Below are 26,262 nucleotides of genomic sequence, written 5' to 3'. Positions count from 1 at the left end.
ATATTTTGTTACATGTATGATTTGGTCGTATTAAATGTCATTCTCAATTGCGACTGATTTTCATGCTTGTACCTTTCCTGATCATGTTGCGCGAAGGCCTTGAGGCCGCGCTGATTGTTGGCATCATCGCCAGCTACCTCCGCCAAACCGGTCGTGTCGCCTGGATGCCAGTCATCTGGACCGGTATTTTTCTGGCCGTAACACTTGCTCTGCTGGGCGGTGCCGCTCTGCAGTTTGTCAGTGCTGAATTTCCTCAGCGTCAGCAAGAGATGTTCGAAGCCGCGGTTGGTCTGATCGCCGTGGGTGTGTTGACCAGGATGGTGTTCTGGATGCGTCGTGCCTCCCAGTCACTGCGCAGCGAACTTACCGGCGCACTGGATCAGGCGTTCCAGACCGGGCAGGGGCAAACCTGGGCGTTGATCGGCATGGTCTTTCTCGCGGTTGCCCGCGAAGGCCTGGAGTCGGTGTTCTTTCTGCTTGCGGTATTCCAGCAGGGCCGGGGCACCGGCGCGCCGCTGGGGGCGCTGCTTGGTGTGCTTTGTTCGGTCTTGGCCGGCTGGGCCTTCTATCGCGGCAGTTTGCGCCTGAATCTCAAGCACTTCTTCCGTGGTACCGGGCTGTTCATTTTACTGGTAGCGGCGGGTCTGCTGTCTGGTGCCGTGCGTGCACTGCACGAGGCCGGTCTGTGGAACCACGCCCAACACATCGTCTTTGACCTGAGTGACTGGCTGCCACTGGACACGGCGCTGGGCAGCCTGTTTGCCGGGATCTTCGGCTATCACCCCACGCCCAGCGTCAGCGAAGTGGTGGCCTATCTCGGCTTCCTGCTGATTACCCTGATTTTTTTCTTCCGTCCTGCTGCGCCACGGCGTTCGCCGCCGTTGGCCGCGCGCGTCGGCGGCTGAGTTTTCTATCCCCCTGTCTATTACTGCCTGCGAGTGTCTGCTGATGTCTGACTCCTCTGCTTCCTCCCCATCGCCGCTGGCGTTGCGGATCGGTATGGCCGGTGCCGCCGTGTTGATGTTCGGCGCGCTGGGCCTGTTCTATCTCTCGCTTGATTCGACGCCGGCGTCGGATTCCGGCGACGCCCACAGTATCACCATCAGTCCCAGCGGCTGTGAGCCCAACGCGCTGACGGTACCGGCGGGGCCGCAGCGCTTTATCGTGGTCAACGACACCGAACGGGCGATCGAGTGGGAGATCGTCGATGGCTTCATGGTGCTTGAGGAGCGGGAAAATATTGTCCCCGGATTGAAGCAGGAGCTAACCGCCACCCTGCAACCCGGCGAGTACCAGATGACCTGCGGTCTATTGAGTAACCCTCGCGGTACCCTGACGGTGACTGCAGTGGAGGGCCAGCAGGTGGCTGAGGAGCTGTCTGCGCGCATGCTGATCGGGCCGTTGGCCGAATACCGGGTGTACCTCACGCTGGAAGGCCGCGCGCTGGCTCATGCGCTGGGTAACCTGCATCAGCAGATCGCCCACGACAACCTTGCGGCTGCGCAACAGGCCTGGTTGGAGGCACGTGAAATTGAGCAGCACATGGCGCTGGCGGTGGGCTTGTTCAGTGACCTCGATCAGCGCATGAATGCGCACGCCGACTACTTTTCTGAACGTGAGCGGGACCCGGACTTCATGGGCTTTGAGCGTCTTGCCTACGGCTTGTTCGAGCAGCAGAGCACTGCCGGAATGCTGCCGGTGGTCAAGCAGTTGAGTGCTGATGTTGGCGCGCTGCGCTCGCGCCTGAGCGCTCAAGGGGTGCCTGCCTCACAGCTGGCCAATGGTGCCGGACGCGTGTTGCAGGCCTGGCATGACCAGCAGCAAAGCAATACCACGCTGAGTGCACAGGCGCGGGTCGATCTGCAGGGGCTGCAGGCCGGAACCGCCAAGGTGGTCTCGCTGTTGACGCCGGTGCTGCAGCAGGCGCACCCGCAGGAGGCCGCTGAACTGGCTGCAGCCACCGAAGCGTTGACCGTGCAGTTGGCTGAAGCCGATGCGGCGGGGCTGCTGCAGGCCAGTCAGCAACTGGCTGAACAACTGGCCAGCGTAAACGCGCTGCTGGCCACCGCTTACTGAGTTTGAGGATTGACAGTACCCATGAGTGACCACGACGAGCTTTCTCCGGGTTGTCCGTTTTCCGGCATCAACCGTCGGCGTTTTCTGCAAGGCCTTGGCGCAGCCGGTCTCGGCGCGGCGGCCACGACCCTGGCCGGCGGCGCCCTGGCCAGCCAGCAACCGCGTACGGCAGAAGTGACTGACGCACCGTCCAGTGCGGTGACCCGCCAGTCCCACCCGTTCTACGGCACACAGCAGCAGGGCATCACTACGCCACGTCCGGCGGTAGGCATGCTGGCCAGTTTTGATGTGCTGGTTACTGATCAGGCCGGGCTGGAGCGCCTGCTGCGTACCCTGACCGAACGAATTGCGTTTCTTACCCAAGGCGGCACCTATGAACAGCGCGACCCGCGTTACCCGCCGGCAGATTCTGGCATTCTCGGCCCCAGTATTGATCCCGATGGGTTGACCATCACCCTGTCAGTCGGCGCCTCGCTGTTTGATGACCGCTTCGGGCTGGAAGGGGTCAAGCCGCGATACCTGCAGCGCATGGTTGCGTTCGCCAACGATGCGCTGGATGCCGATCGCTGCCACGGTGACATTTCCCTGCAGTTCTGCGCCAACACCGAGGGCACCACCATTCATGCCCTGCGCGACATCATCAAGAACACCCCCGGCCTGCTGATGCTGCGCTGGAAGCAGGAGGGCACGGTGCCGGTCATGGCGCCACGCTCCGATGGTTCGACCGAGAGTGCGCGTAACTACCTCGGCTTTCGTGATGGCACCGCCAACCCGCCGGCGGACAACAGCGGCCTGATGCAGAAAGTGGTGTGGGTTGATGGCAGCAATCAGGAGCCGGAGTGGGCGCACAATGGCAGCTATCAGGCGGTGCGCATTATCCGCAACTTTGTCGAGCGCTGGGACCGCACCCCGCTGCAGGAGCAGGAGGCCATTTTTGGTCGTCGCCGTGACAGCGGTGCGCCCATGCACGGCGGCATCGAGCATGACCTGCCGCGTTACGACAACGATCCTGAGGGCAAGGTGACTCCGCTGGACTCACACATTCGCCTCGCCAACCCGCGTACTCACGGCAGCGAGCGTAACCTGATCCTGCGTCGACCGTTCAACTACTCCAATGGCGTCGAGGCCAACGGGCAGCTCGATATGGGGCTGCTGTTCATCGCCTATCAAGCCGATCTGGAAGCCGGTTTCATCACTGTACAGAAGCGTCTGGATGGTGAGCCGTTGGAGGAATACATCAAGCCGGTAGGCGGTGGTTACTTCTTCACCCTGCCCGGTGTGCAAGCCGGGGACTACCTCGGCAGCAGCATGCTGGCCGCCAGCCAGCGTCATTCGTGATTGACCCTATTTGCTGATTCAGGAGCAGGACAATGTCTAACCTTCGCACCCTCATTACCGCCGCTGCCTTCGGGCTGGTTGCCATGCAGGCGCAGGCCGCTGTGGCGCCGCAGGATCTGGTCAATCCGATTACCGACTACAAGCTTTACGTGCTCGACAACCTGGAGCAGTTCAGCAGCCACACCCGTGAGTTCACCGATGCGATCAAGGCTGGCGAATTGCAGCGTGCTCAGCAGCTGTATGCCCCTACGCGCGTTTACTACGAGCGCATCGAGCCCATCGCCGAGCTGTTCGCTGATCTGGATGCCAGCATCGACGCCCGAGAGGATGATTACGAGCTGGGCGTAAAAGACCCGACCTTCACTGGTTTCCACCGCTTGGAGTATGGCTTGTTTCACGCACAGACCACCGACGGCCTGCAGACCTATGCCGAGCGTCTGATGAGCGATGTGCAGACGCTTGAGCAGAGCGTGGCAGGGCTGACGTTCCCGCCGGAAAAAGTGGTTGGCGGCGCGGCGGCGTTGATGGAGGAGGTCGCGGCAACCAAGGTGTCGGGTGAGGAAGACCGTTACAGCCACACCGACCTGTGGGACTTCCAGGGCAACCTGGATGGCTCGAAGAAAATCTTTGAACTGGTCAAACCACTGGCCGAGCAGGAAGACCCGGCGTTTGTGGTACGTGTCGAAGAGAACTTCGCCGCTATCGAACGTACGCTAGCGCATTATTATCGGACCGAGGGCGACGTCAGCAGCGGGTTCGAGTCTTACGACAAGGTCAGTGAGCGCGATCGCCGCGCGCTGGTTGGGCCGGTGACGGTGCTGGCGGAGGAACTGTCGACCTTGCGGGGATTGTTGGGGTTGAATTAAACCGCGGGCACGGTGTGTGCCCTTACTCCCGCACCCGCCGAATCGCATCCAGCCATCCCTCATACAGTGCGTCCCGCTGCGCCTCGGCCATTTCCGGGGTGAAGGTGCGTTCGCAGGCCCAGTGGCTGGCGATGTCGTCCAGGTCTTTGAAAATGCCGAGTTGCAGGCCGGCGAGGTAGGCGGCGCCGAGGGCAGTGGTTTCGGTCACCTGCGGGCGATCGACGGTGACGCCGAGGATGTTGGCCAGTTCCTGTACCACCCAGTTGTTGATCACCATACCGCCATCGACGCGCAGGGCTGCGGTGCTCTGGGCGCCGTCGGCCTGCATGGCTTCGAGCAGGTCGCGGGTCTGGAAGCAGACTGATTGCAGGCCAGCAGCGACGATCTGGGCGATGCCGGTGTCGCGGGTCAGACCGAAAATCGCCCCACGGGCGGTCGGGTCCCAGTAGGGGGCACCGAGACCGGTGAAGGCGGGAACCAGATACACGCCGGTCTGCTCGCCCGCCTGGCGCGCCAGTGCTTCGGTCTCGCCAGCATGCTGGATCAGCTTGAGGCCGTCGCGCAGCCACTGGATAGCGGCGCCGGCGACAAAAATACTGCCCTCCAGCGCGTAACTGGTTTGGCCGTTCAGGCGGTAGCCGACGGTGGTCAACAGGCGGTTCTGCGAGCGGATCGGCGTATTACCGGTGTTCATGACCATGAAACACCCCGTGCCGTAGGTGCTTTTGACCATGCCGGGCTTGAAGCAGGCCTGGCCGATCAGCGCGGCCTGCTGATCACCGGCGATGCCGCAGACCGGAATGCTGGCGCCGAGCACGGCCGGGTCGGTCTGACCAAAGTCCGCAGCGCTGTCCATCACCTCGGGCAGCAGGCTGGCGGGGATATCGAGCAACTGCAGCAGGTCTGCATCCCACTGCTGGCTGTGGATGTTGAACAGCATGGTGCGCGAGGCGTTGGTGGCGTCGGTACGGTGCACCTTGCCGCCGGACAGGCGCCAGAGCAGAAAACAGTCGACGGTGCCAAAGCGCAGCTCACCGCGCTCAGCGCGCGCGCGCGCGCCCGGCACGTTATCCAGAATCCAGCGCAGCTTGGTGGCAGAAAAGTAGGGGTCGATCAGCAGACCGGTGCGTTCGCTGATCAGTGCTTCGTGGCCGGCGGCCTTGAGTTCGGCACAGTAGCTGGCGGTCCGGCGATCCTGCCAAACGATGGCATTGTGCAGCAGTTCGCCACTGGCTGCGTCCCACACCAGCGTGGTTTCGCGCTGGTTGGTGATGCCGATGCCAGCCACCTCGGCAGCGCTGATGCCGGCTTTCCCCAGCACCTCGCGGCAGACCGCAACGGTTGAGCTCCAGATCTCTTCGCCGTCGTGTTCAACCCAGCCGTCGCCGGGGAAGTGCTGGGCGAATTCCTGTTGGGCAACGTGCTCTGGGCGGCCGTCGGCACTGAACAGAATGGCGCGGCTGCTGGTAGTGCCTTGGTCGATGGCGAGGATCATGGGTGCGGTCCTGTTATTGGTCTTGTGCAGATACGTTAGTCGCGGCACAGCTCGCAGAGCTGGGCGCTGGTCTGGTTTTGCAGGTCGGCGGCGGCGAGTTCGATTTCCAGTCCGCGGCGGCCGCCACTGATAAACATTGTGGGCCAATTGCTGGCGCTGGCATCGATAAAGGTGCGCAGGCGCTTTTTTTGCCCGAGCGGGCTAATGCCACCCACCAGATAACCGGTGCTGCGCTGGGCGGCTGCCGGGTCAGCCATGGCCGTCTTTTTTACTCCAGCGGCACTGGCCAGCGCCTTGAGATTCAATTTGTCGGATACCGGCACTACGGCGACCAGCAGCTCGCCGGTTTCGCTGGCGGCCAGCAGGGTCTTGAACACGCGGCCGTGTTCCAGACCGAGCTTGTCGGCGGCTTCGTTCCCGTAGGACTCGGCCTGAGGGTCGTGCGTGTAGCGGTGCAGCTGGTAGGCGATCTTGGCCTTGTCGAGCTGTTTGGTGGCAGGCGTCATGTTACGTCCGTGCTGTACTGGAAGAAGAGTGCTGGTTGCCTGCTAGCGGGCATCCCTTAGCGCGTACCCAAGGTTAAACCGAGCGGCGGCAACGGCCAAGGGGAAGGGCAGACTGCGCGAACGATCACACTGAGTGTCTTGTCGCTGACACAGTGCTCGTTGCACACTGGCGCGTGCTAAGGAAAACCAACAATAAAGGAGCCCCCATGCTGCCAGCCCATCCCGATGAACGTCGGACGACGTCGACGAAGAACACCAGAGTGCTGGATCTGGTCGTCATCGGTGGCGGTATCAATGGCTCCGGCATTGCTGTGGATGCGGCCGGTCGAGGCCTGTCGGTGTTGCTGTGCGAACAGCACGATCTGGCGGCGCATACGTCGTCGGCCAGCAGCAAGCTGGTGCACGGCGGGTTGCGCTACCTCGAACAGTTCGATTTTCGCCTGGTACGCGAGGCGCTCGGTGAACGCGAGGTGCTGATGGCCAAGGCCCCGCACCTGATCTGGCCGCTGCGTTTTGTGCTGCCGCACCGGCCGCACCTGCGTCCGCGCTGGATGTTGCGCGCGGGGCTGTTTCTCTACGATCACCTGCACCGGGGCATCAGCCTGCCGCGTTCCAAGGCATTGGAGCTGAATGGGCAGGGCATTCTCAATCCGGTGATCAGCCACGCCTTCGAGTACTCCGACTGCTGGGCAGATGATTCGCGGTTGGTGGCCCTCAATGCGGTGCAGGCCGCCAGTCTGGGTGCTGACATTCGCCTGCATACGCGCTGCGAATCCGCGCGCCGCCGCAACGATCTTTGGGATATCGACCTGCTTGGCCCCGATGGCAAGACCGAGCGGGTCACCGCACGCGCGCTGGTCAACGCATCCGGACCCTGGGCAGCGCGGGTAATGGAGCGCGTGGTTGATCAGCGCTCGCCGCATGGCGTACGGCTGGTCAAAGGCAGTCATATCGTTGTCCCGCAGATTCACCGCGGTAAGGAAGCCTACATCCTGCAGAACGAGGACAAGCGAATTGTCTTTGTGCTGCCCTACGAAGAGCAGTTCTCGTTGATTGGTACCACCGATGTCGATTTTCAGGGTGACCCTTCGCAGGTTGAGCCGGACGCTTCGGAGGTCGATTACCTGATCAGCGTGGTCAACGCTCACTTCAAGCGTCAGCTGCGCGCTGACGACGTGGTGTACCAGTTTTCCGGGGTGAGACCCCTGATCAGCAGCGCCACGGCCAAACCCTCTGAGGTCAGCCGCGACTACAGCCTGACGCTGGATGGCGAGATCGGTCAGGCGCCGCTGCTTGGCGTGTTTGGCGGCAAGCTGACAACCTATCGGCGGCTGGCCGAAAACGCGATGGATCAGCTGGCTCGCTGGTTCCCGGAGGCGGGTAAGGCCTGGACCGCCGAGCATGCGCTGATTGGCGGTGACTTTGAATCGCAGGCCAGCCTGCATGCGGAGTTGCGTGCCGAGTTTCGCTGGCTGGACGAGGCGCAGATCGCCCGTTATGTGCGCAGCTACGGCACCCTTTGCCGGGTATTTTTGCGCGGTATGCGCTGTGCGCCGGACATGGGCGAGGACTTTGGCGGGGGGCTCACCGAGCGCGAGGTGAAGTACCTGCGCGAGCGTGAATGGGCGCGGGATGCCGAGACACTGTTGTGGCGGCGCAGCAAGCTGGGTTTGCATCTGAGTGCGGCGCAGCGCCAGCGGGTGGCAGAGTATCTTGCCGAGCTGGAAGCGGCAGAGCAGGCTGTCTGCCCGTCCTGAGACGGGCAGAGCGCAGGGCGTCAGTCGGCGATCTTGACTACCAGCTTGCCGAAGTTCTTGCCTTCGAGCAGGCCCATGAAGGCCTCCGGCGCATTCTCCAGCCCGTCAACCCGGTCTTCCTTCACCCGTACCTTGCCTTCGGCAACCCAGGGCGTCATCGCCTTGAGGAAGTCGGGATAGCAGTGACCGTAGTTGTCGAAGATGATGAAGCCCTGCATGCGAATGCGCTGGCTGAGCATCAGGCGCATCAGTTGCGGCATACGGTCAGGGCCTTCCGGCAGCGAGGTCATGTTGTACTGGGCGATCAGGCCGCACAGCGGGATGCGCGCGTGGGCGTTGAGAAGCGGCATGACCGCGTCAAACACCTTGCCACCCACGTTCTCGAAGTAAACGTCGATACCGTTCGGACAGGCCGCGGCCAGTTTCTCGGCCAGTGCCGGATCCTTGTGGTCGATGCAGGCGTCGAAGCCCAGTTCCTTGACCGCGTATTCACACTTCTCGGCGCCGCCGGCCACGCCGACTGCACGGCATCCCATCAGTTTGGCGACCTGGCCGACGACGGTGCCAACCGGGCCGGTTGCAGCGCCAACCACCACGGTTTCGCCCGGCTTGGGTTGGCCGATGTCGGTCAACCCCATGTAGCCGGTAAAACCGGGCATACCCAGCACCCCGAGCGCCAGTGATGGCTCGGCCATGTTCGGGTCGAGGCGGAAGACCATGCTGCCGTCGGACAGGGTGTAGTCCTGCCAGCCCGAGGCAAAGCACATCACCAGGTCACCCGGTTTGTAGCCATCCAATTCGGAGGCGATGACCTCGCTGACGGTACCGCAGGTCATTACGCCGCCAACCGGAACCGGGTCAGCGTAGGACTTGGCATCGCTCATGCGCCCGCGCATGTAGGGGTCGAGCGACATCCATCGGTTGCGCAGCAGCATTTGCCCGGGGCCCGGCGTGGGAACCGGGGTTTCAACCATCTGGAAGTTGGCTTGAGTCGGGGCGCCGACGGGGCGCGAGGCGAGCAGGATCTGGCGGTTGATAGCTGCAGTCTGGGGCATTGTTGTTTTCCTTTGACCAGGTGGATGCCAAAGCCGTCGGCTGACGGCTGTGTTCGGCACAATGCCCCCGTGGTTAGGCCCGGGTCAAGCTGACCCCGACATGGCTGATGGTGCGTTATAGATGGCCTAGCGCGCCGTTTTCGAGCGGCAGGGGAAGGCTTGGCGCCAGGCATTCAGAAAGTCACTGGCATGACCACCCCGATGGGGGTAGGAGGTCTCCCAGATTCGCGCTAGGCTAGCCAGATCACAGCGCTTGGGGAGTTGCAGCTGCTGGCTCTGGTATATCAGCCAGGCTATCGCGGTGGCGTACGCCAGGTTGTAGCCGAGCTCGGCGTGCGGGTCGCGCAGAAAACAGTGCTGACTGGCAAGGCCACGAACCCGGCTCGCCAGTTCCGGTTGCAGGGCCAGGTAGTCGTCCCACAGATGGGTGTGCAGCTGAGCGCTGATGCCGTAAGGGCCGATGGCCTGATCGGCGCGCTTGGTGCCGGCCAGGCGCGCGGTGCACAGCAGTGTGCCGAGCAGTAACTGGCTGGTGCGCTGGCAGGTGACGCCGAGGTAGTCGAGGGTTGGTTGCAGAATACTGTGTTGTAACGTGGCGGTATCGGTCAGCGCCAGCAGATTGAGTGGAGCAGATTGCTCGGGCTGATGCTGGGGCTGCTGGGCTGCGATGGCGGACATCGATTTACGTCCTGTAGGTTACCGTCTTGTTTTAAAGCGTAGCTCTAGTTTGATCTTGTAATGCGTTGTTTTTAAATTATTTTGTGTTCTGCGGTTTTCCGCATATAACAAGCCGTCATAACGGTCGTACTCATAACAACAATGGGCCTTGAACCATGCAGGAATCCGCACGCGGCAGCGCGCCTCCAATTGATGAACCGGCCTTTCTGGCTGAAGAGCGGGGCTTGAAGCGGCTGCGCTTCAGCAAACCGATCGAAGACGCGTTTCAGCACTATTTGCACGTCAAGATGGCCAGTCGCGTGGTGGTGGTGGCCAGCTCTTCGATCATCTTCATGCTGCTGTTCATGTGGCTCGATCACATTTATCTGCCCCCCGAACTGGCGCAATACACCCTCAGCATCCGCCTTTTTGGCCTGGCTGTTATCTGCTTCGCGGTCTGGTATGCCAACCGGCCGGGACGGGTGCCCCCGGCGCATGCGTTTGCGATGGCAACGGTTGGCTACATTTGCACGGGCCTGATGGTCGCTATGGTCATCACCATGGCGCGCGCCGCCGAGGTGCCGATTCGGGTAACCCACGATGGCCTGTATCTGGTGCTGCTTTCCGGCATGTTCCTGCTGGCGCTGCCGATGCGCCAGGCGGTGCTGGGCTCATGGGTGATAGTGCTGGGGTATCTGCTCGCCGAGCGGTTGACTGGTGCGCCACCGTCGATGCTGATCTCCGATGGCATCTTTCTGTCCAACTTTGCGGTAATGGGCTCGCTGGGAACGTATCTGTACGAGTACATGCAGCGCCGTGCCTATCTCAACGAACAGTTGCTCGAAGCCGCCAGGCGCCGCGCCGAGCGTGAAAGCCAGAGCAAGACGCACTTTCTGGCGACTGCCAGCCATGACCTGCGCCAGCCGTTGCACGCGATGTTGCTGTTCATTCAGCACCTGCAGGAGCAGCAGCTGGATGGGGAGGCGCAGCGCACGGTGGCCCGTCTCGGCGACTCTACCCAACTGCTGCAGGCGATGCTCAATTCGCTTTTGGATATCTCGCGCCTGAGTGTGGGGATGGTTCGGCCGCAGTTGCGGTCGTTCAATCTGGCGCCTTGGCTACAGCGTCTGACCGTTAGCCTGGACGACTATGCCCAGCGCCGTGGCATTCGTCTGGAGGTCGAGTGTGCGCCGTATCTGGCGGTACGCAGTGACACGCTGTTGCTTGAACGGCTGTTGCGCAATTACCTGAACAATGCGTTGTTGCATGCCGACGCTACGTTGGTCCGCATCGAGGTTACGCGCAACGAGGATCGTCTGCGGATCGCCGTGGTGGATAACGGCTGCGGACTGGCGGAAGACGACCAGGAAAGGATCTTCGAAGAGTTCACCCAGTTGCGAAATCCGGCACGTACGCTGGATAAGGGCGTGGGCCTGGGGCTGAGTATCTGTCGGCAGATACTGCATTTGCTAGAGTACCCGTCCGGGGTCATCTCGCGCCTGGGTGAGGGCGCCCGGTTCTGGGTTGAAGTACCGGTTGGCGAGTGGCAAAAACTTCCGGACGAACCGCGTCAGGCGGCCGTGCCCAATATGCATGGTCAGGTGGCGTTGATCGAGAACGACCGGGTAAGCCGAGAGGCGATGCAGGCGCTGTTGTCGAGCTGGGGCTGCGTGGTCTGGGCATTCGCCAGCGCTGATGAGGCGTTGGCCGGGCTGGAGACGGCCAGCGTCGATGTGCTACTCAGCGACTACCGATTGGAGGGCGAGCTCAACGGTCTGGAGTTGATTCGGCAATTACGTGAGCAGGGCATCTTCGGTGGGCCTGCGGCGCTGGTGACCGCGGACACTGCAGAAGAGTTAGTCGAGGCGGCGCGCCTGGCCGACCTTCAGTTGCTCTACAAACCGGTGCTGCCGGCGCGTCTGCGCCGGGTGGTGAACGATATGCTGCAGCTTGCCAGCCGCAGCGTCTCGGGCGCCTAGCGGGCGGATGGGCTAGAAGCTGACCAGGCCGAGTTTGCGTGCATGGGTAACGCACTCGGTGCGGTTATGGCAGTTGAGCGATGAGAACAACGCCTTGAGGTGGGTTTTCACCGTATCTTCGGATAACGACAGGCGTTGGCAAATCACCTTGTTCGGCAGTCCCTCGGCGAGCAGGTCGAGAATCTCCAGTTGGCGCGGTGTGATGCCGACTTCCCGGGCGTTGCTCTGGCGGTCGACGCTAAGGGATTCGTCGCCGATGACAATCTGCGCACCGTAGAGCAGTTGGGTTACTGCATCGAGCAGGGTCTTGCCGTCGGTGGTCTTGCTGATAAAACCAGCTGCGCCCAGCTGCAGTGCAGCTTCCAGGTCACTGGCGCTGTTACTGGCGGTGAGGATGGCGATTGGAACCATAGCGTCAGCGGCGCGCAGTTTCTGCATGAGCGCCAGACCGCTGCTATCAGGTAACTGCAAATCAAGCAGGATCAGGTCGTAGGGGTGTTCGCGAACTTGTTGCAGCGCCTCGGCGGCGTTGCGGGCGTGGTCGAGCTGCACGCCCTCGCAGAGCGAACCAAGGGTCAACGTGAGCCCATCCAGATAGATCTGATGGTCGTCAATCAGCAAAAGCCGGGTATCCGGTGGCAAGCTGCTCATAGGTCTTCCTCGACTCGATTGCCACCGATGATCCGAAGACATGGCGGCTTTGTTATTGTTTGCCGCCTGATGATATGCAAAGCCCGCGGCGAGCACCACCCCGGACTTTGGCGATTTGCTTCACTCGCGCGGCGGCAACTGCTTGCGCAGCGCCTGCATCTCGTTACGCAGGGCCTGCAGCTCCGCCAGCAACGCCTGTTGATCCAGCTGCTCGACAACCGGTTCGGCGTCGCTGTTGGCTTCGCGCTGATGTTGAATAGCGTCGACGATCACGGCGATGAACAGGTTCAGCATCATGAAGGTGGCGATGAGAATGAAGGGCACGAAGTACAGCCAGGCGTACGGGAATTCTTCCATCACCGGTCGCACGATGCCCATCGACCAGCTTTCCAGCGTCATCACCTGGAACAGGGTGTAGAGGCTGGCGCCGAGGGAGCCAAACCATTCTGGAAATGCCTCGCCGAACAGCTGCGTGGCGATCACCGCGGCAACATAGAAAATCAGCCCCAGTAGCGCGACGATGCTGCCCATGCCCGGCAGCGACGAGAGCAGGGACTGTACGACTATCTTCATGCTCGGCACGATGGAGATCAGGCGCAGCACCCGTAGAACCCGCAGTGCTCGCAGAACCGCCAACGGGCCGCTGGCCGGGATCAGTGCGATGGCAACCACCAGCGTGTCGAACAGTCCCCAGGGATCGCGCAGCAGCCGCCAGCCGTGGGCAATGAAACGCAGGCTGATCTCGATGACGAAGCAGGCGAGGATGATTTGATCCAGCAGGCGCAGCAGGCTGCCCCAGCGCTGCATTACTGTCGGCGCGGTTTCCAGTCCAAGGATGACGGCGTTTACCAGAATCAGGGCGGTGATGACGAACTGGAAACGCGGACGTTCCAGCCAGGCAGCAAGGCGCTCGCGCCATGGGGCGTTGAGTTCAAGGGTGGTGTTCATGAGTGCTTCAATCAGGGCTAGTGACGGCCTGCGTTGCAGGCCGTGTATATCAGCGTTCGGTTTCGGCGAAAGCGCAGAGGGTATAGGTCGGAATGCCCGAGTCCTGCATATGGCGAGAGCCGCCCAGGTCGGGCAGGTCGATGATGGCCGCAGCTTCATAGACGTCGGCGCCGCACTGGCGAACCAGGCTGGCTGCGGCCAGGAAGGTGCCGCCGGTGGCAATCAGGTCATCCAGCAGCAGTACTTGTTCCCCACCGGACAGGGCATCGCTGTGCATCTGGATGGTCGCATCGCCGTACTCGGTGGAGTAGCTGGCGCTGATGGTGTCGGCTGGCAGCTTGCCGGCCTTGCGGAACAGCACCAGCGGACGATTCAGTTCATAGGCCAGAATCGAGCCGATCAGGAAGCCGCGTGCGTCGATGGCGCCGATGTGGGTCACCGGGCTGTCGATATAGCGCTGAATCAGGCTGTCCGCCACCATGCGCAGGCCTTTCGGCGACTGGAACAGCGGGGTGATGTCACGAAAGGTCACGCCTTCCTTGGGGAAGCCGGGCACCGGACGGATCAGGGACTTGATGGCGTACTCATCAAAAATCATCGGGAGGTCCTGAAAAATCAGTCGAGTTGACCACCGGCCAGCGCACATAGCTCGCCGTGGTTGAGAATTTCTACTTCCTTGCCGTCAGCAGCAATCAGCCCCTGCTGCTGGAAGCGGGTAAAGACCCGGGATACGGTTTCGACCGCCAGGCCGAGGTAGTTGCCGATGTCATTGCGCGACATGGCCAGACGGAACGAGCGTGCAGAGTATCCGCGCGCACGGAAACGGGCCGACAGGTTGATCAGCAGGGTGGCGATGCGTTCGTCGGCCGTTTTCTTCGACAGCAACATCATCATTTGCTGATCGTCGCGAATCTCCCTGCTCATCAGGCGCATGACCTGACGGCGCAGCGTCGGCATGCTGGCAGTGAGGTCGTCGAGGCGTTCAAAGGGAATTTCGCACACCGAAGTGGTTTCCAGCGCAACGGCGGTGACCGGCTGGCGTTCGCCGTCCATGCCGGACAGGCCGATCAGCTCACTGGCCAGATGGAAACCGGTAATCTGCTCGACACCGGCGTCGTCGACGGTGAAGGTCTTAACGGTGCCGGAGCGCAGCGCGTACAGGGAGTCGAATGAATCGCCCTGGCGGAACAGGACTTCACCCTTGCGCAGCGGCCGGCCGCGCTTGACGATGCTGTCGAGCGTGTCCAGCTCCTGATCCTGCAGCGCCAGTGGCAGGCACATGGCGGCGAGGCTGCAGTCCTTGCAGTGCGCTTCGGGAAGCGCTTTTAGTTTGATTGCATCGGTCATGACGGTGACGGCTCTGTGGGTCGATGGGCAAAGCGTACAACATGCGCGGCAGAGCTGCCACGCCCGGGAGTGTTGCAACAGGTGTTCATCCGTGCGCGTGCGGTGCTGCTTTGGGCAGGCTCAGGTGCTGTATCAGCCATTGCTGATGCGGGCCCGGCAGCGTCCAGATGCCGAACAGGATGACCATGATAGCGGCGCTGACTCGCAAGCTACGGCGGCGCAGCAGGGCAGTGAGGCGCTCGGCGGCAGCGCCAGTGGCCAGCAGTGTCGGCAAGGTGCCGAGGCCGAAAGCCAGCATCAGCAGAGCCGAGGTGCTGGCGCTGCCGTGACTGCTGCTCCAGATCAGGGTGCTGTAGACCAGACCGCAAGGCAGCCAGCCCCACAGTGTGCCGAGCAGCAGGGCCTGACTCGGGCGCTGAACTGGTAGCAGGCGGCGGGCGTGCGGTTCGATATGCCGCCACAGGCCGCGGCCAACCCGTTCGATCCGTGTCAGCCCGGACCACCAGTTAGCCAGATACAGCCCCATGGCAATCATCAGCAGGCCGGCAATGCTGCGCAGGATGACACCCAGCCCTGCGCTGTGCAGGGCCCAGCCGAGGCTGCCGACCAGCGCGCCGGCCAAGGTATAACTGAGGATGCGGCCGCTGTTATAAGCCAGCAGCAGGCGCCAGAGCGGCCAGCCGCGACGCTGCTCAGGCGGAATCGCCATGGTCAGGGCGCCCATCAGGCCGCCGCACATACCGATGCAGTGCCCGCCACCGAGCAGGCCGAGCGCCAGCGCGGTCAGGAGTTGCGCCAACAGCAGTTCACTCATTTGGCCGGATCGCTGTCGTCGTCGCGGTCGTTGTGCTCTTCGCGCTTTTGGGCTGCCAGGTGGGCTGGGTCGTCATCATCGAACAGGATGCTGTGGGCGGGGCTGTCGAGGTCGTCGTACTGACCGTTGTTGACGGCCCAGTTGAAGATCCAGATGGCGGTAATCACCAGCGCGATAGCAATGGGGACCAAAATGTAGAGAACGGTCATGCGCTTGGCTCCGGTTGAGGGCTGGCGATGTGCTTGCCGGTATTGCGCGCGACGCGTGTTAGTCGCAGGGCATTGAGCACCACCAGCAGCGAGCTGAGAGACATACCGAGGGCGGCGAGCGCCGGAGTGACGAAGCCGAACGCAGCCAGCGGCAGCACGGCGAGATTATACAGGGTAGCCCAGCCAAGGTTCTCGATCATGATTGCGCGGGTCTTGCGGGCGATGGTCATGGCCTGCAGTAGGGCGCCAAGACGGCTGCCGAGCAGCACCGCGTCCGCATTGGTTTTGGCCAGATCGGAAGCGTTGCCCATGGCAACGGAGATGTCGGCGCTGGCGAGCACCGGGACATCGTTTACGCCGTCGCCGAGCATCATCACCTTCTCACCGGCAGCCTGGCGAGCCTGGACGAAGGCCAGCTTGTCGTCCGGGCTGGCGTTGCCGATGGCTTGCTCGATGCCGAGTTCGCGGGCGATGCGATCGACAACCCGTTGATGGTCACCGGACAGCAGGACGATCTCCAGCCCGCGGGCGCGCAGCCCTTCGATCAGCTCGCCGGCATCGCTGCGCAGGCGGTCATTAAGCGCAAACCAGCATAGCGGCCCCTGTGTGCCCGCGAGCAGCAGCCATTGGCCGTCGCCAGCAGGGCGTTCGGGCTCCGGTTGGCCGGACAGCGCCATGGCGAACTCGGGTTTGCCGATCCGCAATGTGTGGCCATCGCAACTGCCTTCCAGCCCCTGGCCGGGCGCGTTGCTGCTGTTGGTTGCCTGCTCGCTGCTACGACCAAAGGCCCGGGCAATCGGGTGCTCTGAATGGCTTTCCAGCATCTGCGCCCAGCGCAGCGCCTGATCGGCGTCTACGCCGCTGAAGGGCAGGATCTGCTCCAAGGTCATGCGGCCCTCGGTCAGGGTGCCGGTCTTGTCGAGGATGACCGTCTGGATCTGCGGCAGACCTTCGAGCACGTGGCCGCGGGTGACCAGCAGCCCCAGCTTGTGCAGGCTCCCGGTGGCGGTGGTCAGCGCGGTGGGGGTGGCCAGTGACAGTGCACAGGGGCAGGTAGCCACCAGCATGGCGAGCACAATCCAGAAGGCAGTATGCAGATCGGCCGCCCACCACCAGGCGCTGCCGACTACGACCGCGGCAAGCAGGACGGTCAGCAGAAAGTACTGAGCGACGTCGTCGGCCAGGCGGCCCAGGCGCGGTTTGTCGGATTGGGCGCGCTCAAGCAGGCGGACGATTGCCGACAGGCGGGTTTCGTCGCCCAGTGCGTCGATGCGCAGGCGCAGGGGCCCTTCAACGTTGAGGGTGCCGGCGGTGACGGTATCGCCGGCGGCTTTGGCGATTGGCAGGTACTCGCCCGACAGCGCGGATTCATCGACGCTGCTCTGGCCGCTGACGATGGTGCCGTCGGCCGGGATGCTTTCGCCCGGTTTGACCTCGACCACATCACCGCAGCGCAGCTCGTCCAGCATGATGCGCTGGGCGTTGCCTGCGGCGTCGATGCGGACCGCGCTGGGCGGCAGCAGGTTAACCAGCTTGGCGGTGCTTTCCACCGTGCGTTGGCGTGCGCGCCGTTCCAGATACCGGCCGGCAAGCAGGAACAGGGCGAACATGGTTACCGAGTCGAAATAGACCTCGCCACTGCCGATCAGGGTGGCGTAAATACCGGCCAGGTAGGCGCCGCCAATGGCCAGCGAGACCGAGACATCCATACTCAGGCGGCGGTTGCGCAGGTCCCGCCAGGCGCCCTGAAAAAACGGCGCGCAGCTGTAGAACACTACTGGTGTGGTCATCAGCAGGCTGGCCCAGCGCAGCAGGTCAGCCATGCGCCCGGTAACGTCCTGATTGAATTCTTCCGACAGCGCCATGGTCGCCATCATAACCTGCATGAACAACAGGCCTGCCAGACCAAGACGGCGCAGGTAGCGGCGGTTTTCAGCAGCAATCTGCTCGGAGGCCTTGTCCGGCTCGTAGGGGTGGGCGGCGTAACCGATCTTGCGCAGCGTCTTGAGCAGCGTCGACAGTCGGGTCTGACCTTCCTGCCAGCGCAGGCTGAGGCGCTGGTTGCCCATGTTTAATGCGACGTCGCTGACGCCCGGCTGGGCGCGCAGGTGGCGCTCGATCAGCCAGCCGCAGGCAGCGCAACTGATGCCTTCGACCAGCAGCACGGCCTGCTGTTCGTCGCCCTCGCGCTGGGTGAAGCGCTGCTGCACATCGTCACGGTCGTACAGTTCCAGTTCGTCCTGCAGCGCGCGTGGCATCGCCTCCGGGTTGGCCGAGGTCTCGGTACGGTGGCGGTAGTAGGACTCAAGGCCGGCACTGCAGATGGCTTCGGCCACGGCTTGACAGCCGGGGCAGCACATCGGTTGCTGCTCGCCAAAAACGCTGACGTGCCAAGGCGCGCCGGAGGGTACCGGCTCGCCGCAGTGGTAACAGGGGGTTGGGTGGGACATGCCTTACTTCGTGGTCAGCTGGTATTGCTTGCCCTTGGCGATGTTCAGCTCTCCGGTCAGGCGCCATCCATCATCGCCTGCATTGTCCGGATCGCTCAGTTCGATGTAGCGACGCCCTTCGACACGACTTTCAAGCTGACCGGTATAGGTATCGCCCTGAATCTGTCGCAGCATGACGCTGCGGTCGCGGGAGGCATGGGTCGGGGAGATCAAGTCGAGCTTGAGCGTGCCCGGCAGTGCCTGCAGTTCACCTCCGAGCTGCAGGCTGATGTCACCGGTAAGGTCATCGATGCTGAACGCGGCCTGCATACCCAGGGTGCTGGCGTTGCGGTCCTGATCCAGATACAGGTTGATCGCCTTGCCTTCGCTGTAGTAGTTGTCGCGTACCAGACTGTCAGGGTTAAAGCTTGCGATCATCAGCAGGCCAACCCCGATCAGAACGGCAAAACCGAGGATGGCGATGATGAACCATGCCCAGAACTGCTTGTACCAGGGTGAGGCTGAGGTGTCGTGCTGCGTCATGCTTGATCCTGTATCTGTCAGCGAACCTGTGGGGCCATAAACCGGCTTTCGGCTTCGGCCTGCACATCTTCATCATCGGTTGCCGTCACGGTGAAGGTGATCGGGATGTTGGTCGCGCCGGCAAGCTCGACCGGATCCATCTGCACGTTCAATGGCAGTTCCAGTTTGCGGCTGGGTGCCACGGTCAGACGGTTATCCGGAAGCTCAAGCTGCAGGCCCGGATGCCCCTGAACCTCGACTCGATAGCTCCGCTCGGTCTGTGCCTTGTTGAAAATTTTGACAATGTACACGTTCTCGATAGCACCGGCACTGGTTTCTCGATACAGAACATTGCGGTCGCGCTCAATGTCCAGCGATACCTGGCTGAGGTTGCCCACGGTGATGATGAACAGGCAGATCATGGCCACCAGGGCGGCACCGTAGCCGATCAGACGAGGGCGCAGCCAATGGGTACTCTTGCCTTCCAGCGCGTGCTCGGTGGTATAGCGAATCAGACCGCGCGGGTATTCCATCTTGTCCATGATCTCGTCACAGGCGTCGACGCAGGCGGCGCAGCCAATGCACTCGTATTGCAGACCGTTGCGGATGTCGATGCCGGTCGGGCAGACCTGTACGCAGACGTGGCAGTCGATACAGTCGCCCTTGCCGACTTCGGCCGGGTCAACGTCCTTCTTGCGCGAGCCACGCGGTTCGCCGCGTTTGGCATCGTAGGAGACGATCAGGGTGTCGGCATCGAACATCACGCTCTGAAAGCGTGCGTAGGGGCACATGTAGATGCACACCTGCTCGCGCATCCAGCCGGCGTTGATGTAGGTCGCAGCGGTAAAGAAAAACACCCAGAACAGCGCCCAGCCGGCGATTTGCAGGGTGAAGATATCGGCAAACAGGCCACGGATAGGGGTGAAATAGCCAACAAAGGTAATTGCGGTAATCAGTGATACCGCCAGCCATATACTGTGTTTGGCCGCCTTGCGCATCAGCTTGTTGGCGCTCATCGGCTCCTTGTTGAGCCTGATGCGGGCGTTGCGCTCACCCTCGGTAACACGCTCGGCCCACATGAAGATCCAGGTCCAGACGGTTTGCGGGCAGGTGTAACCGCACCAGACGCGGCCGGCGAACACGGTGATAAAGAACAGGCCGAAGGCGCAGATAATCAGCAAAAACGAGAGCAGGAAGAAATCTTCCGGCTGGAACGTAGCGCCAAAAATGTGGAACTGGCGGGCAGGCAGATCCCAAAGCACGGCCTGACGATCACCCCAGGGCAGCCAGACGGTGCCAAAGTACATGAGAAACAGGAAGCCCACACCAATCAGACGAATGTTCTTGAACAGACCCTTGTAGGAGCGGGTCTGGATCTTGTCGCGTTTGGCGTAGAGGTCAATGGTTTCGACCTTGGGAGTTACATCTTCGAGAGGGATCTTGCTCATGGTCAGGCTAACCCTATCAGGCAGGTAGGATGGGTAGGCAGACTGGCCTCGCGTAGGGACAGACTTTGCCTTCAGTACAGAACATAGACTGCTTGGGCTATCAGAACAATGCGACCGGTAGTCGCGCGCAAGGTCTGTTGATCTGGGTCATAAAGCAAAACGGGGAGACAATGTCTCCCCGTTTTGGTCAGCTCAGGCTGCGATTACTGCGCGTCTTTGTGGGACAGGCTGTAAACGTAGGAGGCAAGCATGTGGATCTTGTCCTCGCCCAGGTGGGCCTGGCTGGGCATGTGGCCGTTACGACCGTAACGAATGGTCTGCTGCACCTGCAGGAAGCTGGAGCCGTAGAGCCAGATGTCGTCGGTCAGGTTCGGCGCACCCAGTTGCTGGTTGCCCTTGCCGTCGCCACCGTGACAGACCGCACAGGTGTTGGTGTAGGTGGTCTTGCCTGCGGCCAGATCGACGCCTTCGGTTTCCAGGCCAGACAGGCTGCGAACATAACCGGAGACGTTGCGAACACCGTCTTCACCAATAACGGCCAGCCACGCCGGCATTGCAGCCTGGCGGCCTGCACGCAGGGTGGTCTTGATGGTTTCCGGGTCACCGCCGTACAGCCAGTCGTTGTCGGTCAGATTCGGGAAACCGAACGCGCCGCGTGCGTCAGAACCGTGGCAAACCGAGCAGTTGGTGGCAAACAGACGCTGGCCGATGGCAACCGCTTCCGGCACCTTGGCAACTTCCTCAACCGGCATGGCGGTGTACTTGGCGAAGATAGGGGCGAAACGCTCTTCAGCGCGCGCTACTTCCGCTTCGTACTGGCTTTCCTGGGTCCAGTTCAGGTAGCCCGGCCATTTGCCCAGACCCGGGAACAGGAACAGATAGACCGCAGAAAACACCATGGTCAGAACGAACAGGACAAACCACCAGCGGGGCAGGGGGTTGTCGTATTCCTCAATGCCGTCAAAGCTGTGGCCCATGGTCTCGTTGGTCGGACCAGGGCGCTGGGTTTTGCGGGTGGCCAGCAGCAGCCAGAGAATCAGGCCAAGGCAGGTCAGGGTCAGAATGACAATGTACCCGCTCCAGAAATTAGTCATTACTTGTTACTCCTAGCATCTTTATGCTGCTCGTCCGAGGTCTCGTGCTCGTCTTCGTCGGCAAACGGCAGCTGAGCGGCTTCGTCGAAGTCCTTCTTCTTGTGTGAGCTGTAGGCCCAGATCACAACGCCGATGAAGGCCGCCATGGCGAAGACGGTGCCGAGACCCTGGAGAGTGCTGTTATCCATGGTGGCTTACCGATCCGACAGGACAGTGCCCAGGTGCTGCAGGTAAGCGATCAGAGCATCCATTTCGGATACGCCCTGAACGGCTTCCTTGGCACCGGCGATGTCTTCGTCGGTATAGGGAACACCCAAGCCACGCAGCACTTCCATCTTCTTTGCGGTGTACTTGCCATCAAGTACAGCGTCCTGAAGCCAAGGGAAGGCAGGCATCTTGGATTCCGGCACTACGTCCTGAGGCTTGATCAGGTGAGCACGGTGCCAGTCGTCGGAGTAACGAGCGCCAACACGAGCCAGATCCGGACCGGTACGCTTGGAACCCCACAGGAAGGGGTGTTCCCAGACGCTTTCACCGGCAACCGAGTAGTGACCGTAACGCTCGGTCTCGGCACGGAACGGACGGATCATCTGCGAGTGGCAGCCTACGCAACCTTCGCGGATGTAGATGTCACGGCCTTCCAGCTCAACCGCGGTGTAAGGGCGCAGGCCCTCAACCGGCTCGGTTGTTTCCGGCTGGAAGAACAGCGGGACGATCTGAACCAGACCGCCGAAGCTGATGGCGATGACGATCAGAACGACCATCAGACCAAGGTTTTTTTCTACTGTTTCATGCAGTTTCATTTAACGCGTCCCTCAGGCAGTCTGTGCGGCGGCTTCGAGGTCGGCCGCTTTGCTCTGGCGCACGGTACGCCATACGTTGTAGGCCATCAGCAGCATGCCGATCAGGAAGAAGGCGCCGCCGAGTGCACGGACCATAAAGCCCGGGTGGCTCGCTTCCAGTGCTTCAACGAAGGAGTAGGTCGGTGTGCCGTCGATGTTTACAGCGCGCCACATCAGGCCCTGGGTGATGCCGTTGACCCACATGGAGACGATGTACAGTACGGTACCGATAGTCGCCAGCCAGAAGTGAGCGTTGATCAGCGGAGTGCTGTACATGGCTTCACGACCGAACACTTTCGGGATCAGGTGGTACAGCGAACCGATGGAGATCATGGCAACCCAGCCCAGAGCACCGGCGTGTACGTGACCAATGGTCCAGTCGGTGTAGTGGGACAGCGCGTTGACGGTCTTGATCGCCATCATCGGGCCTTCGAAGGTCGACATGCCGTAGAACGCCAGGGACACAACCAGGAAGCGCAGGATCGGATCGGTGCGCAGTTTGTGCCAAGCGCCGGACAGGGTCATCATGCCGTTGATCATGCCGCCCCAGGAGGGTGCCAGCAGAATCAGGGACATGATCATGCCCAGAGACTGAGCCCAGTCAGGCAGGGCGGTGTAGTGCAGGTGGTGCGGGCCGGCCCAGATGTAGATGGAGATCAGCGCCCAGAAGTGGACGATGGACAGGCGATAGGAGTAGATCGGACGCTCAGCCTGCTTGGGAACGAAGTAGTACATCATGCCCAGGAAGCCGGCAGTCAGGAAGAAACCAACCGCGTTGTGGCCGTACCACCACTGGATCATCGCATCAGTCGCACCAGCGTACATGGAGTACGACTTGGTCAGGCTGACCGGAATCGCCATGCTGTTGACGATGTGCAGGACAGCAACGGTGAGGATGAAGCCACCGAAGAACCAGTTACCCACGTAGATGTGCTTCATCTTGCGCTTCATGATGGTGCCAAAGAACACCAGAGCATAGCTGACCCAGACGACAGCAATCAGGATGTCGATCGGCCATTCCAGCTCAGCGTATTCCTTGCTGGAGGTCAGACCCATCGGCAGGGTAATGGCGGCGAGCACGATGACTGCCTGCCAGCCCCAGAACGTGAAGGCAGCCAGGCCATCAGAGACCAGGCGGGCCTGCGAGGTACGCTGTACCACGTAGTAGGAAGTGGCAAACAGGGCACATCCGCCAAAGGCGAAGATGACCGCGTTAGTGTGCAACGGACGCAGGCGTCCGAAGGTAGTCCACGGCAAGCCAAAATTCAGTTCGGGCCAGACCAGTTGGGACGCAATGAAGACGCCCATGGCCATGCCCACGATACCCCAGACCACCGTCATGACGGCGAACTGGCGTACCACCTTATAGTTATAGGCTGTCGGAGTGGTAGCTGTGCTCATGCGAGATTCCACGGATAGCAGTTGGTTTATGGGTATTAAAGCGCTGGCAAGTATGAGGAAAGCCCGCGCTCATTGCAATGACATAGGTCAGTGCTACGGCGCCTTGCAGAGCCTTCTGGCTGGCCTGAGGCCGAAACAAAACGGGTTGTTTTCGGCCATTTGAAGCACAGGTGTGAGCGTTGCCCGGCGGCCTGAGCAAAGGCGTTACATCGCCCCTTCGGGCCCATGACGCTACATTTGCTCTGTTGAGCCTAGTCAGCGATCCCGACTCTGTGAAGCTGGAACCGCGGGCCCTCGTGTGACAAGGTGTCGCACTGTTTCAGTGCGGATATATAAAGGAAGACATGACTGTTTCATTTCTTGTCGACGAGCCCGCCGTGGTGCCAGTCGCTCAGTTGCTGCTCGCTCATGGCGCGGGCGCGCCGATGGACAGCCCGTTTATGGACCAGTTGGCGGCGGCATTGGCTGCGAGAGGGGTGCGGGTTTTGCGTTTCGAATTCCCCTACATGGCCGAGCGCCGTGCGACCGGACGCAAGCGGCCTCCCAATCCGATGCCGGCCTTGGAGGCGGCGTTCCGTGAACACGCCGCACAGGTGAAGGGGCCTTACTTCGTCGGGGGCAAATCCATGGGCGGGCGGGTTGCCAGTATGCTCGCTGCAGAGATCGGCGCTGAGGGCTTCGTCTGCTTTGGCTACCCGTTTCACCCGCCGGGCAAACCTGAGCGTACCCGGACCGAGCACCTTCAACAGCTCCAGTGCCGAGGGATGATTGTGCAAGGTACGCGCGACCCGTTCGGCAAGCCAGGCGAGGTTGCTGAATACGACCTGGATCAGAGGCTGCGGTTGCACTGGCTTGAAAGTGGCGAACATGACTTCAAGCCGCTCAAGTCCAGCGGCCTGACCCAGCAGGGCTTGATTGAAGAAGCGGCGTCCGTAGCCGCCACCTTCATGCAGGGACAGTGACAGGGCGAGGGCACGGCATGCCGTGCCCGAGTGAGCTTACACGCCGAGGGCCGCGGGCATCAGTGCGGCGGACATGGTCCCCCAGCGACGACCTTTGACCATCAGCGGTACATACAGCACAAAGATCACAGTGGTGCTGCCAGGCAGAACAAAGGTACCCATGTTCAGGTAGGTGCAGCTGCTCATGACCCGCAGGTCGCTTTCGTTGGTGACCGCAAAGCGTTTGTAGTTGCTGCGAGCCGCATCGACGCGTGGGTCGCCGGTCGGCGGTTGTGACGACGCGCTGCGGCTGGTTGGCAGATAGCCTTTCTCGTTAACCGCCGCCATATAGACGATGCCGTCCTTGCCGCCCTTATCCCACTCGTCGAGCAGGGGGCGAATGCGTTCGATAAAGGCATCGGCCCAGCGCACGTCATGTTTGGGCGGGTTGGTGTTCGGGATCGGTGTGTAGTTCTGATCGAACAGGTCTACGCCGGCGTCGGCAATCTGTTCAAGGCGTGCTTCTATCTCGCGACGTCGTCCCATCAGCAACTCGGTCACCGCTTCCATGTGCCCTTCACCGATACGGAAGCCAGCCAGTGAGCGCAGCGCAAGGTTGGTGTTGTCGCGCAGCGAATCGGCCTGGCGGAAACTCGACTCCATGTGTTTGGTGATGGTCAGGCTGAGGTCGCGGATCTCGCTGCCGTGCTGGAGTGTTTCGGTATTGGTGGCAGTGAGCTGTTCCAGCGCGCTGCTGACCATCAGCAGGTCGTCGTTGGCGCGCTGGAAATCCTCGACCATGGCGTCGAACTGGTCCGCGGCGCTGCTGACCGCAACCCCGGTGGACTCGGTCTGCTCGAGGATGCCCTGGGTTTGCTGGTCAGCACCGGACATGGCGCTGGTCATCTGTTCCATCAGTTGGCTGATCTGATCCGCGGCGTTGCCTACCTTGAAGGACAGGTTGCGCACCTCATCGGCGACGACGGCAAAACCGCGGCCCTGTTCGCCGGCCCGAGCCGCTTCGATTGCCGCATTGAGCGCCAGCATGTTGGTCTGGGCGGAGAAGTCCTGAACGGTGGTCAGAATCTCGCGGATACGGTTTGAGCTGGCGTTCAGCGCATTGACGTTGTCCTTGAAGCCAGTCATCGCGTCGCTGATCTGTTGCATCTTGCTGCGGGCGTCATTCATCTGCAGGCGTGATTGGCGAGCGACATCCAGGTTGCGCGAGTTGACCTCGGTAACGCCGGTGGCGCGATGGGAGATGTCCTGCAGTGCGCCGGTAGTCTGTTCGCTGGCCTGAAAGATCAGTTCGGACAGTTGTTGCTGAACCTTGGCGTCCTGGGCTGCCTGCTCCGTTAGCAGCCGGCTGTTGGCGGAGGCCAGCGCCGTGGCCAGGCTGTTCTGCTGAAGCTCCATGATGATGCCACGCAGGCGCTGGTTCAGTTTGGCGAACGATTGGCTGGCTTCGTCCTGCTCCAATCGCAGCTGGTCCGGACGCAGATCGATCTGGTTGCCGTTAATGCGGTTGAATAAGCTGCCGAATCCGCCTTGCTGGCGGGGGGCGGCGATGCTCAGTGCCGTGAATGCGAGGGTTGGGACAATCATCACCAGTGCTGCCCAGAACAGCAGGCCGCTGGTGCTGCTCAATACGGCCGCAAAGAAGAAGGCTTCGCAGGCGAGCAGACCACTGAGAGTGAGGCGTCCTTTGATAACGCCGGGTGCTGGTGTACCCGAAATGGCACCGCTTTGTTGTTCGGAAATCATGCCGCCTCCGAGGCTGCTTTGAATTATTGTTGTTGCAGCAGAGGCGTGATGGCTCTGGAATGGGCTTTTCACGCGCTTCTTCTACTGTTACTACGACAGCATATCGGCACTGTTCCACATTTT

At 61.6% G+C, this 26,262-nt stretch carries 25 protein-coding genes; 7 read left to right on the top strand and 18 right to left on the bottom strand.

Features of this window, described 5'->3' with window-relative positions:
• Window positions 1–62 precede the first annotated feature (62 nt).
• From efeU to efeO, 4 genes are read left to right on the top strand one after another with little or no spacing between them, the layout of a single operon-like run.
• Window positions 63–905: an iron uptake transporter permease EfeU gene (efeU, locus tag AAFM31_RS05500; protein ID WP_341706900.1), complete on the top strand. Its 843-nt coding sequence runs from the start codon at window positions 63–65 to the stop codon at window positions 903–905.
• Window positions 906–948: 43 nt separating this feature from the next.
• The gene (locus AAFM31_RS05495) at window positions 949–2,076 is read left to right on the top strand and encodes a cupredoxin domain-containing protein (protein ID WP_341706899.1); all 1,128 of its coding nucleotides are present in this window, start codon (window positions 949–951) and stop codon (window positions 2,074–2,076) included.
• A gap of 21 nt (window positions 2,077–2,097) precedes the next feature.
• Window positions 2,098–3,414, top strand: a complete 1,317-nt coding sequence (efeB, locus tag AAFM31_RS05490; RefSeq protein ID WP_341706898.1) for an iron uptake transporter deferrochelatase/peroxidase subunit — start codon at window positions 2,098–2,100, stop codon at window positions 3,412–3,414.
• A gap of 32 nt (window positions 3,415–3,446) precedes the next feature.
• A complete protein-coding gene (gene efeO, locus AAFM31_RS05485; protein WP_341706897.1) occupies window positions 3,447–4,280 on the top strand; it encodes an iron uptake system protein EfeO in 834 nt (277 codons plus the stop codon).
• Between the two features lie 22 nt (window positions 4,281–4,302).
• On the opposite strand, the gene glpK is transcribed toward efeO, so the two are convergent.
• Window positions 4,303–5,775 carry a glycerol kinase GlpK gene (gene glpK, locus AAFM31_RS05480; protein WP_341706896.1) on the bottom strand — a complete coding sequence of 491 codons (1,473 nt, stop codon included), beginning with the start codon at window positions 5,773–5,775 and terminating at the stop codon, window positions 4,303–4,305.
• Between the two features lie 35 nt (window positions 5,776–5,810).
• The gene (gene ybaK / locus AAFM31_RS05475) at window positions 5,811–6,281 is read right to left on the bottom strand and encodes a Cys-tRNA(Pro) deacylase (protein WP_341706895.1); all 471 of its coding nucleotides are present in this window, start codon (window positions 6,279–6,281) and stop codon (window positions 5,811–5,813) included.
• A gap of 206 nt (window positions 6,282–6,487) precedes the next feature.
• Between ybaK and glpD the strand changes: the two genes are divergently transcribed.
• Entirely contained in the window at window positions 6,488–8,038 is a 1,551-nt protein-coding gene (gene glpD, locus AAFM31_RS05470; RefSeq protein WP_341706894.1) for a glycerol-3-phosphate dehydrogenase, read from the top strand.
• Between the two features lie 20 nt (window positions 8,039–8,058).
• Here the strand turns inward: glpD and AAFM31_RS05465 are convergent, their stop codons facing one another.
• Window positions 8,059–9,093, bottom strand: a complete 1,035-nt coding sequence (locus tag AAFM31_RS05465; protein ID WP_341706893.1) for an NADP-dependent oxidoreductase — start codon at window positions 9,091–9,093, stop codon at window positions 8,059–8,061.
• Window positions 9,094–9,219: 126 nt separating this feature from the next.
• Window positions 9,220–9,771 carry a hypothetical protein gene (locus AAFM31_RS05460; RefSeq protein ID WP_341706892.1) on the bottom strand — a complete coding sequence of 184 codons (552 nt, stop codon included), beginning with the start codon at window positions 9,769–9,771 and terminating at the stop codon, window positions 9,220–9,222.
• Window positions 9,772–9,926: 155 nt separating this feature from the next.
• Between AAFM31_RS05460 and AAFM31_RS05455 the strand changes: the two genes are divergently transcribed.
• The gene (locus AAFM31_RS05455) at window positions 9,927–11,729 is read left to right on the top strand and encodes a hybrid sensor histidine kinase/response regulator (protein WP_341706891.1); all 1,803 of its coding nucleotides are present in this window, start codon (window positions 9,927–9,929) and stop codon (window positions 11,727–11,729) included.
• Window positions 11,730–11,741: 12 nt separating this feature from the next.
• On the opposite strand, the gene AAFM31_RS05450 is transcribed toward AAFM31_RS05455, so the two are convergent.
• From AAFM31_RS05450 to ccoN, 13 genes are all read right to left on the bottom strand, one after another.
• Window positions 11,742–12,380 (bottom strand): response regulator transcription factor, encoded by a 639-nt coding sequence (locus AAFM31_RS05450; RefSeq protein WP_341706890.1) that lies wholly within the window; start codon window positions 12,378–12,380, stop codon window positions 11,742–11,744.
• A 120-nt stretch (window positions 12,381–12,500) separates the two neighbouring features.
• Complete coding sequence (locus tag AAFM31_RS05445; protein WP_341706889.1) at window positions 12,501–13,328, bottom strand: ion transporter; 828 nt, start codon at window positions 13,326–13,328, stop codon at window positions 12,501–12,503.
• Window positions 13,329–13,377: 49 nt separating this feature from the next.
• Window positions 13,378–13,926: an adenine phosphoribosyltransferase gene (locus AAFM31_RS05440; protein WP_341706888.1), complete on the bottom strand. Its 549-nt coding sequence runs from the start codon at window positions 13,924–13,926 to the stop codon at window positions 13,378–13,380.
• 17 nt (window positions 13,927–13,943) lie between these two features.
• Window positions 13,944–14,675, bottom strand: a complete 732-nt coding sequence (fnr, locus tag AAFM31_RS05435; protein WP_341706887.1) for a fumarate/nitrate reduction transcriptional regulator Fnr — start codon at window positions 14,673–14,675, stop codon at window positions 13,944–13,946.
• An 85-nt stretch (window positions 14,676–14,760) separates the two neighbouring features.
• A complete protein-coding gene (locus AAFM31_RS05430) occupies window positions 14,761–15,489 on the bottom strand; it encodes a sulfite exporter TauE/SafE family protein (RefSeq protein WP_341706886.1) in 729 nt (242 codons plus the stop codon).
• The gene (gene ccoS, locus AAFM31_RS05425) at window positions 15,486–15,698 is read right to left on the bottom strand and encodes a cbb3-type cytochrome oxidase assembly protein CcoS (protein ID WP_341706885.1); all 213 of its coding nucleotides are present in this window, start codon (window positions 15,696–15,698) and stop codon (window positions 15,486–15,488) included. The genes AAFM31_RS05430 and ccoS overlap by 4 nt, the downstream gene beginning before the upstream one ends.
• Window positions 15,695–18,148: a heavy metal translocating P-type ATPase gene (locus AAFM31_RS05420; protein WP_341706884.1), complete on the bottom strand. Its 2,454-nt coding sequence runs from the start codon at window positions 18,146–18,148 to the stop codon at window positions 15,695–15,697. Before AAFM31_RS05420 ends, ccoS begins: the two co-directional genes overlap by 4 nt.
• Window positions 18,149–18,151: 3 nt before the next feature.
• Window positions 18,152–18,670, bottom strand: coding sequence for a FixH family protein (locus AAFM31_RS05415; RefSeq protein ID WP_341706883.1), 519 nt, complete (start codon window positions 18,668–18,670; stop codon window positions 18,152–18,154).
• A 17-nt stretch (window positions 18,671–18,687) separates the two neighbouring features.
• The gene (ccoG, locus tag AAFM31_RS05410) at window positions 18,688–20,097 is read right to left on the bottom strand and encodes a cytochrome c oxidase accessory protein CcoG (RefSeq protein WP_341706882.1); all 1,410 of its coding nucleotides are present in this window, start codon (window positions 20,095–20,097) and stop codon (window positions 18,688–18,690) included.
• 203 nt (window positions 20,098–20,300) lie between these two features.
• Entirely contained in the window at window positions 20,301–21,191 is an 891-nt protein-coding gene (ccoP, locus tag AAFM31_RS05405) for a cytochrome-c oxidase, cbb3-type subunit III (protein ID WP_228247382.1), read from the bottom strand.
• On the bottom strand, window positions 21,191–21,379 hold the full coding sequence (locus AAFM31_RS05400) for a cbb3-type cytochrome c oxidase subunit 3 (protein ID WP_228247383.1): 189 nt from the start codon (window positions 21,377–21,379) through the stop codon (window positions 21,191–21,193). The genes ccoP and AAFM31_RS05400 overlap by 1 nt, the downstream gene beginning before the upstream one ends.
• Window positions 21,380–21,385: 6 nt before the next feature.
• Complete coding sequence (ccoO, locus tag AAFM31_RS05395; RefSeq protein ID WP_341706881.1) at window positions 21,386–21,994, bottom strand: cytochrome-c oxidase, cbb3-type subunit II; 609 nt, start codon at window positions 21,992–21,994, stop codon at window positions 21,386–21,388.
• 12 nt (window positions 21,995–22,006) lie between these two features.
• Window positions 22,007–23,434, bottom strand: a complete 1,428-nt coding sequence (gene ccoN, locus AAFM31_RS05390) for a cytochrome-c oxidase, cbb3-type subunit I (RefSeq protein WP_341706880.1) — start codon at window positions 23,432–23,434, stop codon at window positions 22,007–22,009.
• A gap of 344 nt (window positions 23,435–23,778) precedes the next feature.
• On the opposite strand from ccoN, the gene AAFM31_RS05385 reads away from it, so the two are divergent.
• Window positions 23,779–24,396, top strand: a complete 618-nt coding sequence (locus tag AAFM31_RS05385; protein ID WP_341706879.1) for an alpha/beta fold hydrolase — start codon at window positions 23,779–23,781, stop codon at window positions 24,394–24,396.
• Window positions 24,397–24,432: 36 nt separating this feature from the next.
• Here the strand turns inward: AAFM31_RS05385 and AAFM31_RS05380 are convergent, their stop codons facing one another.
• Window positions 24,433–26,139: a methyl-accepting chemotaxis protein gene (locus tag AAFM31_RS05380; protein WP_341706878.1), complete on the bottom strand. Its 1,707-nt coding sequence runs from the start codon at window positions 26,137–26,139 to the stop codon at window positions 24,433–24,435.
• Window positions 26,140–26,262: the final 123 nt, after the last annotated feature.

Origin of the sequence: Halopseudomonas sp. (genome assembly GCF_038130085.1) — a bacterium.
Classification (GTDB): Bacteria; Pseudomonadota; Gammaproteobacteria; order Pseudomonadales; family Pseudomonadaceae; genus Halopseudomonas.
Note: the sequence above shows the minus strand (reverse complement) of the source record. Positions and strands in the feature narration are given on the sequence as shown.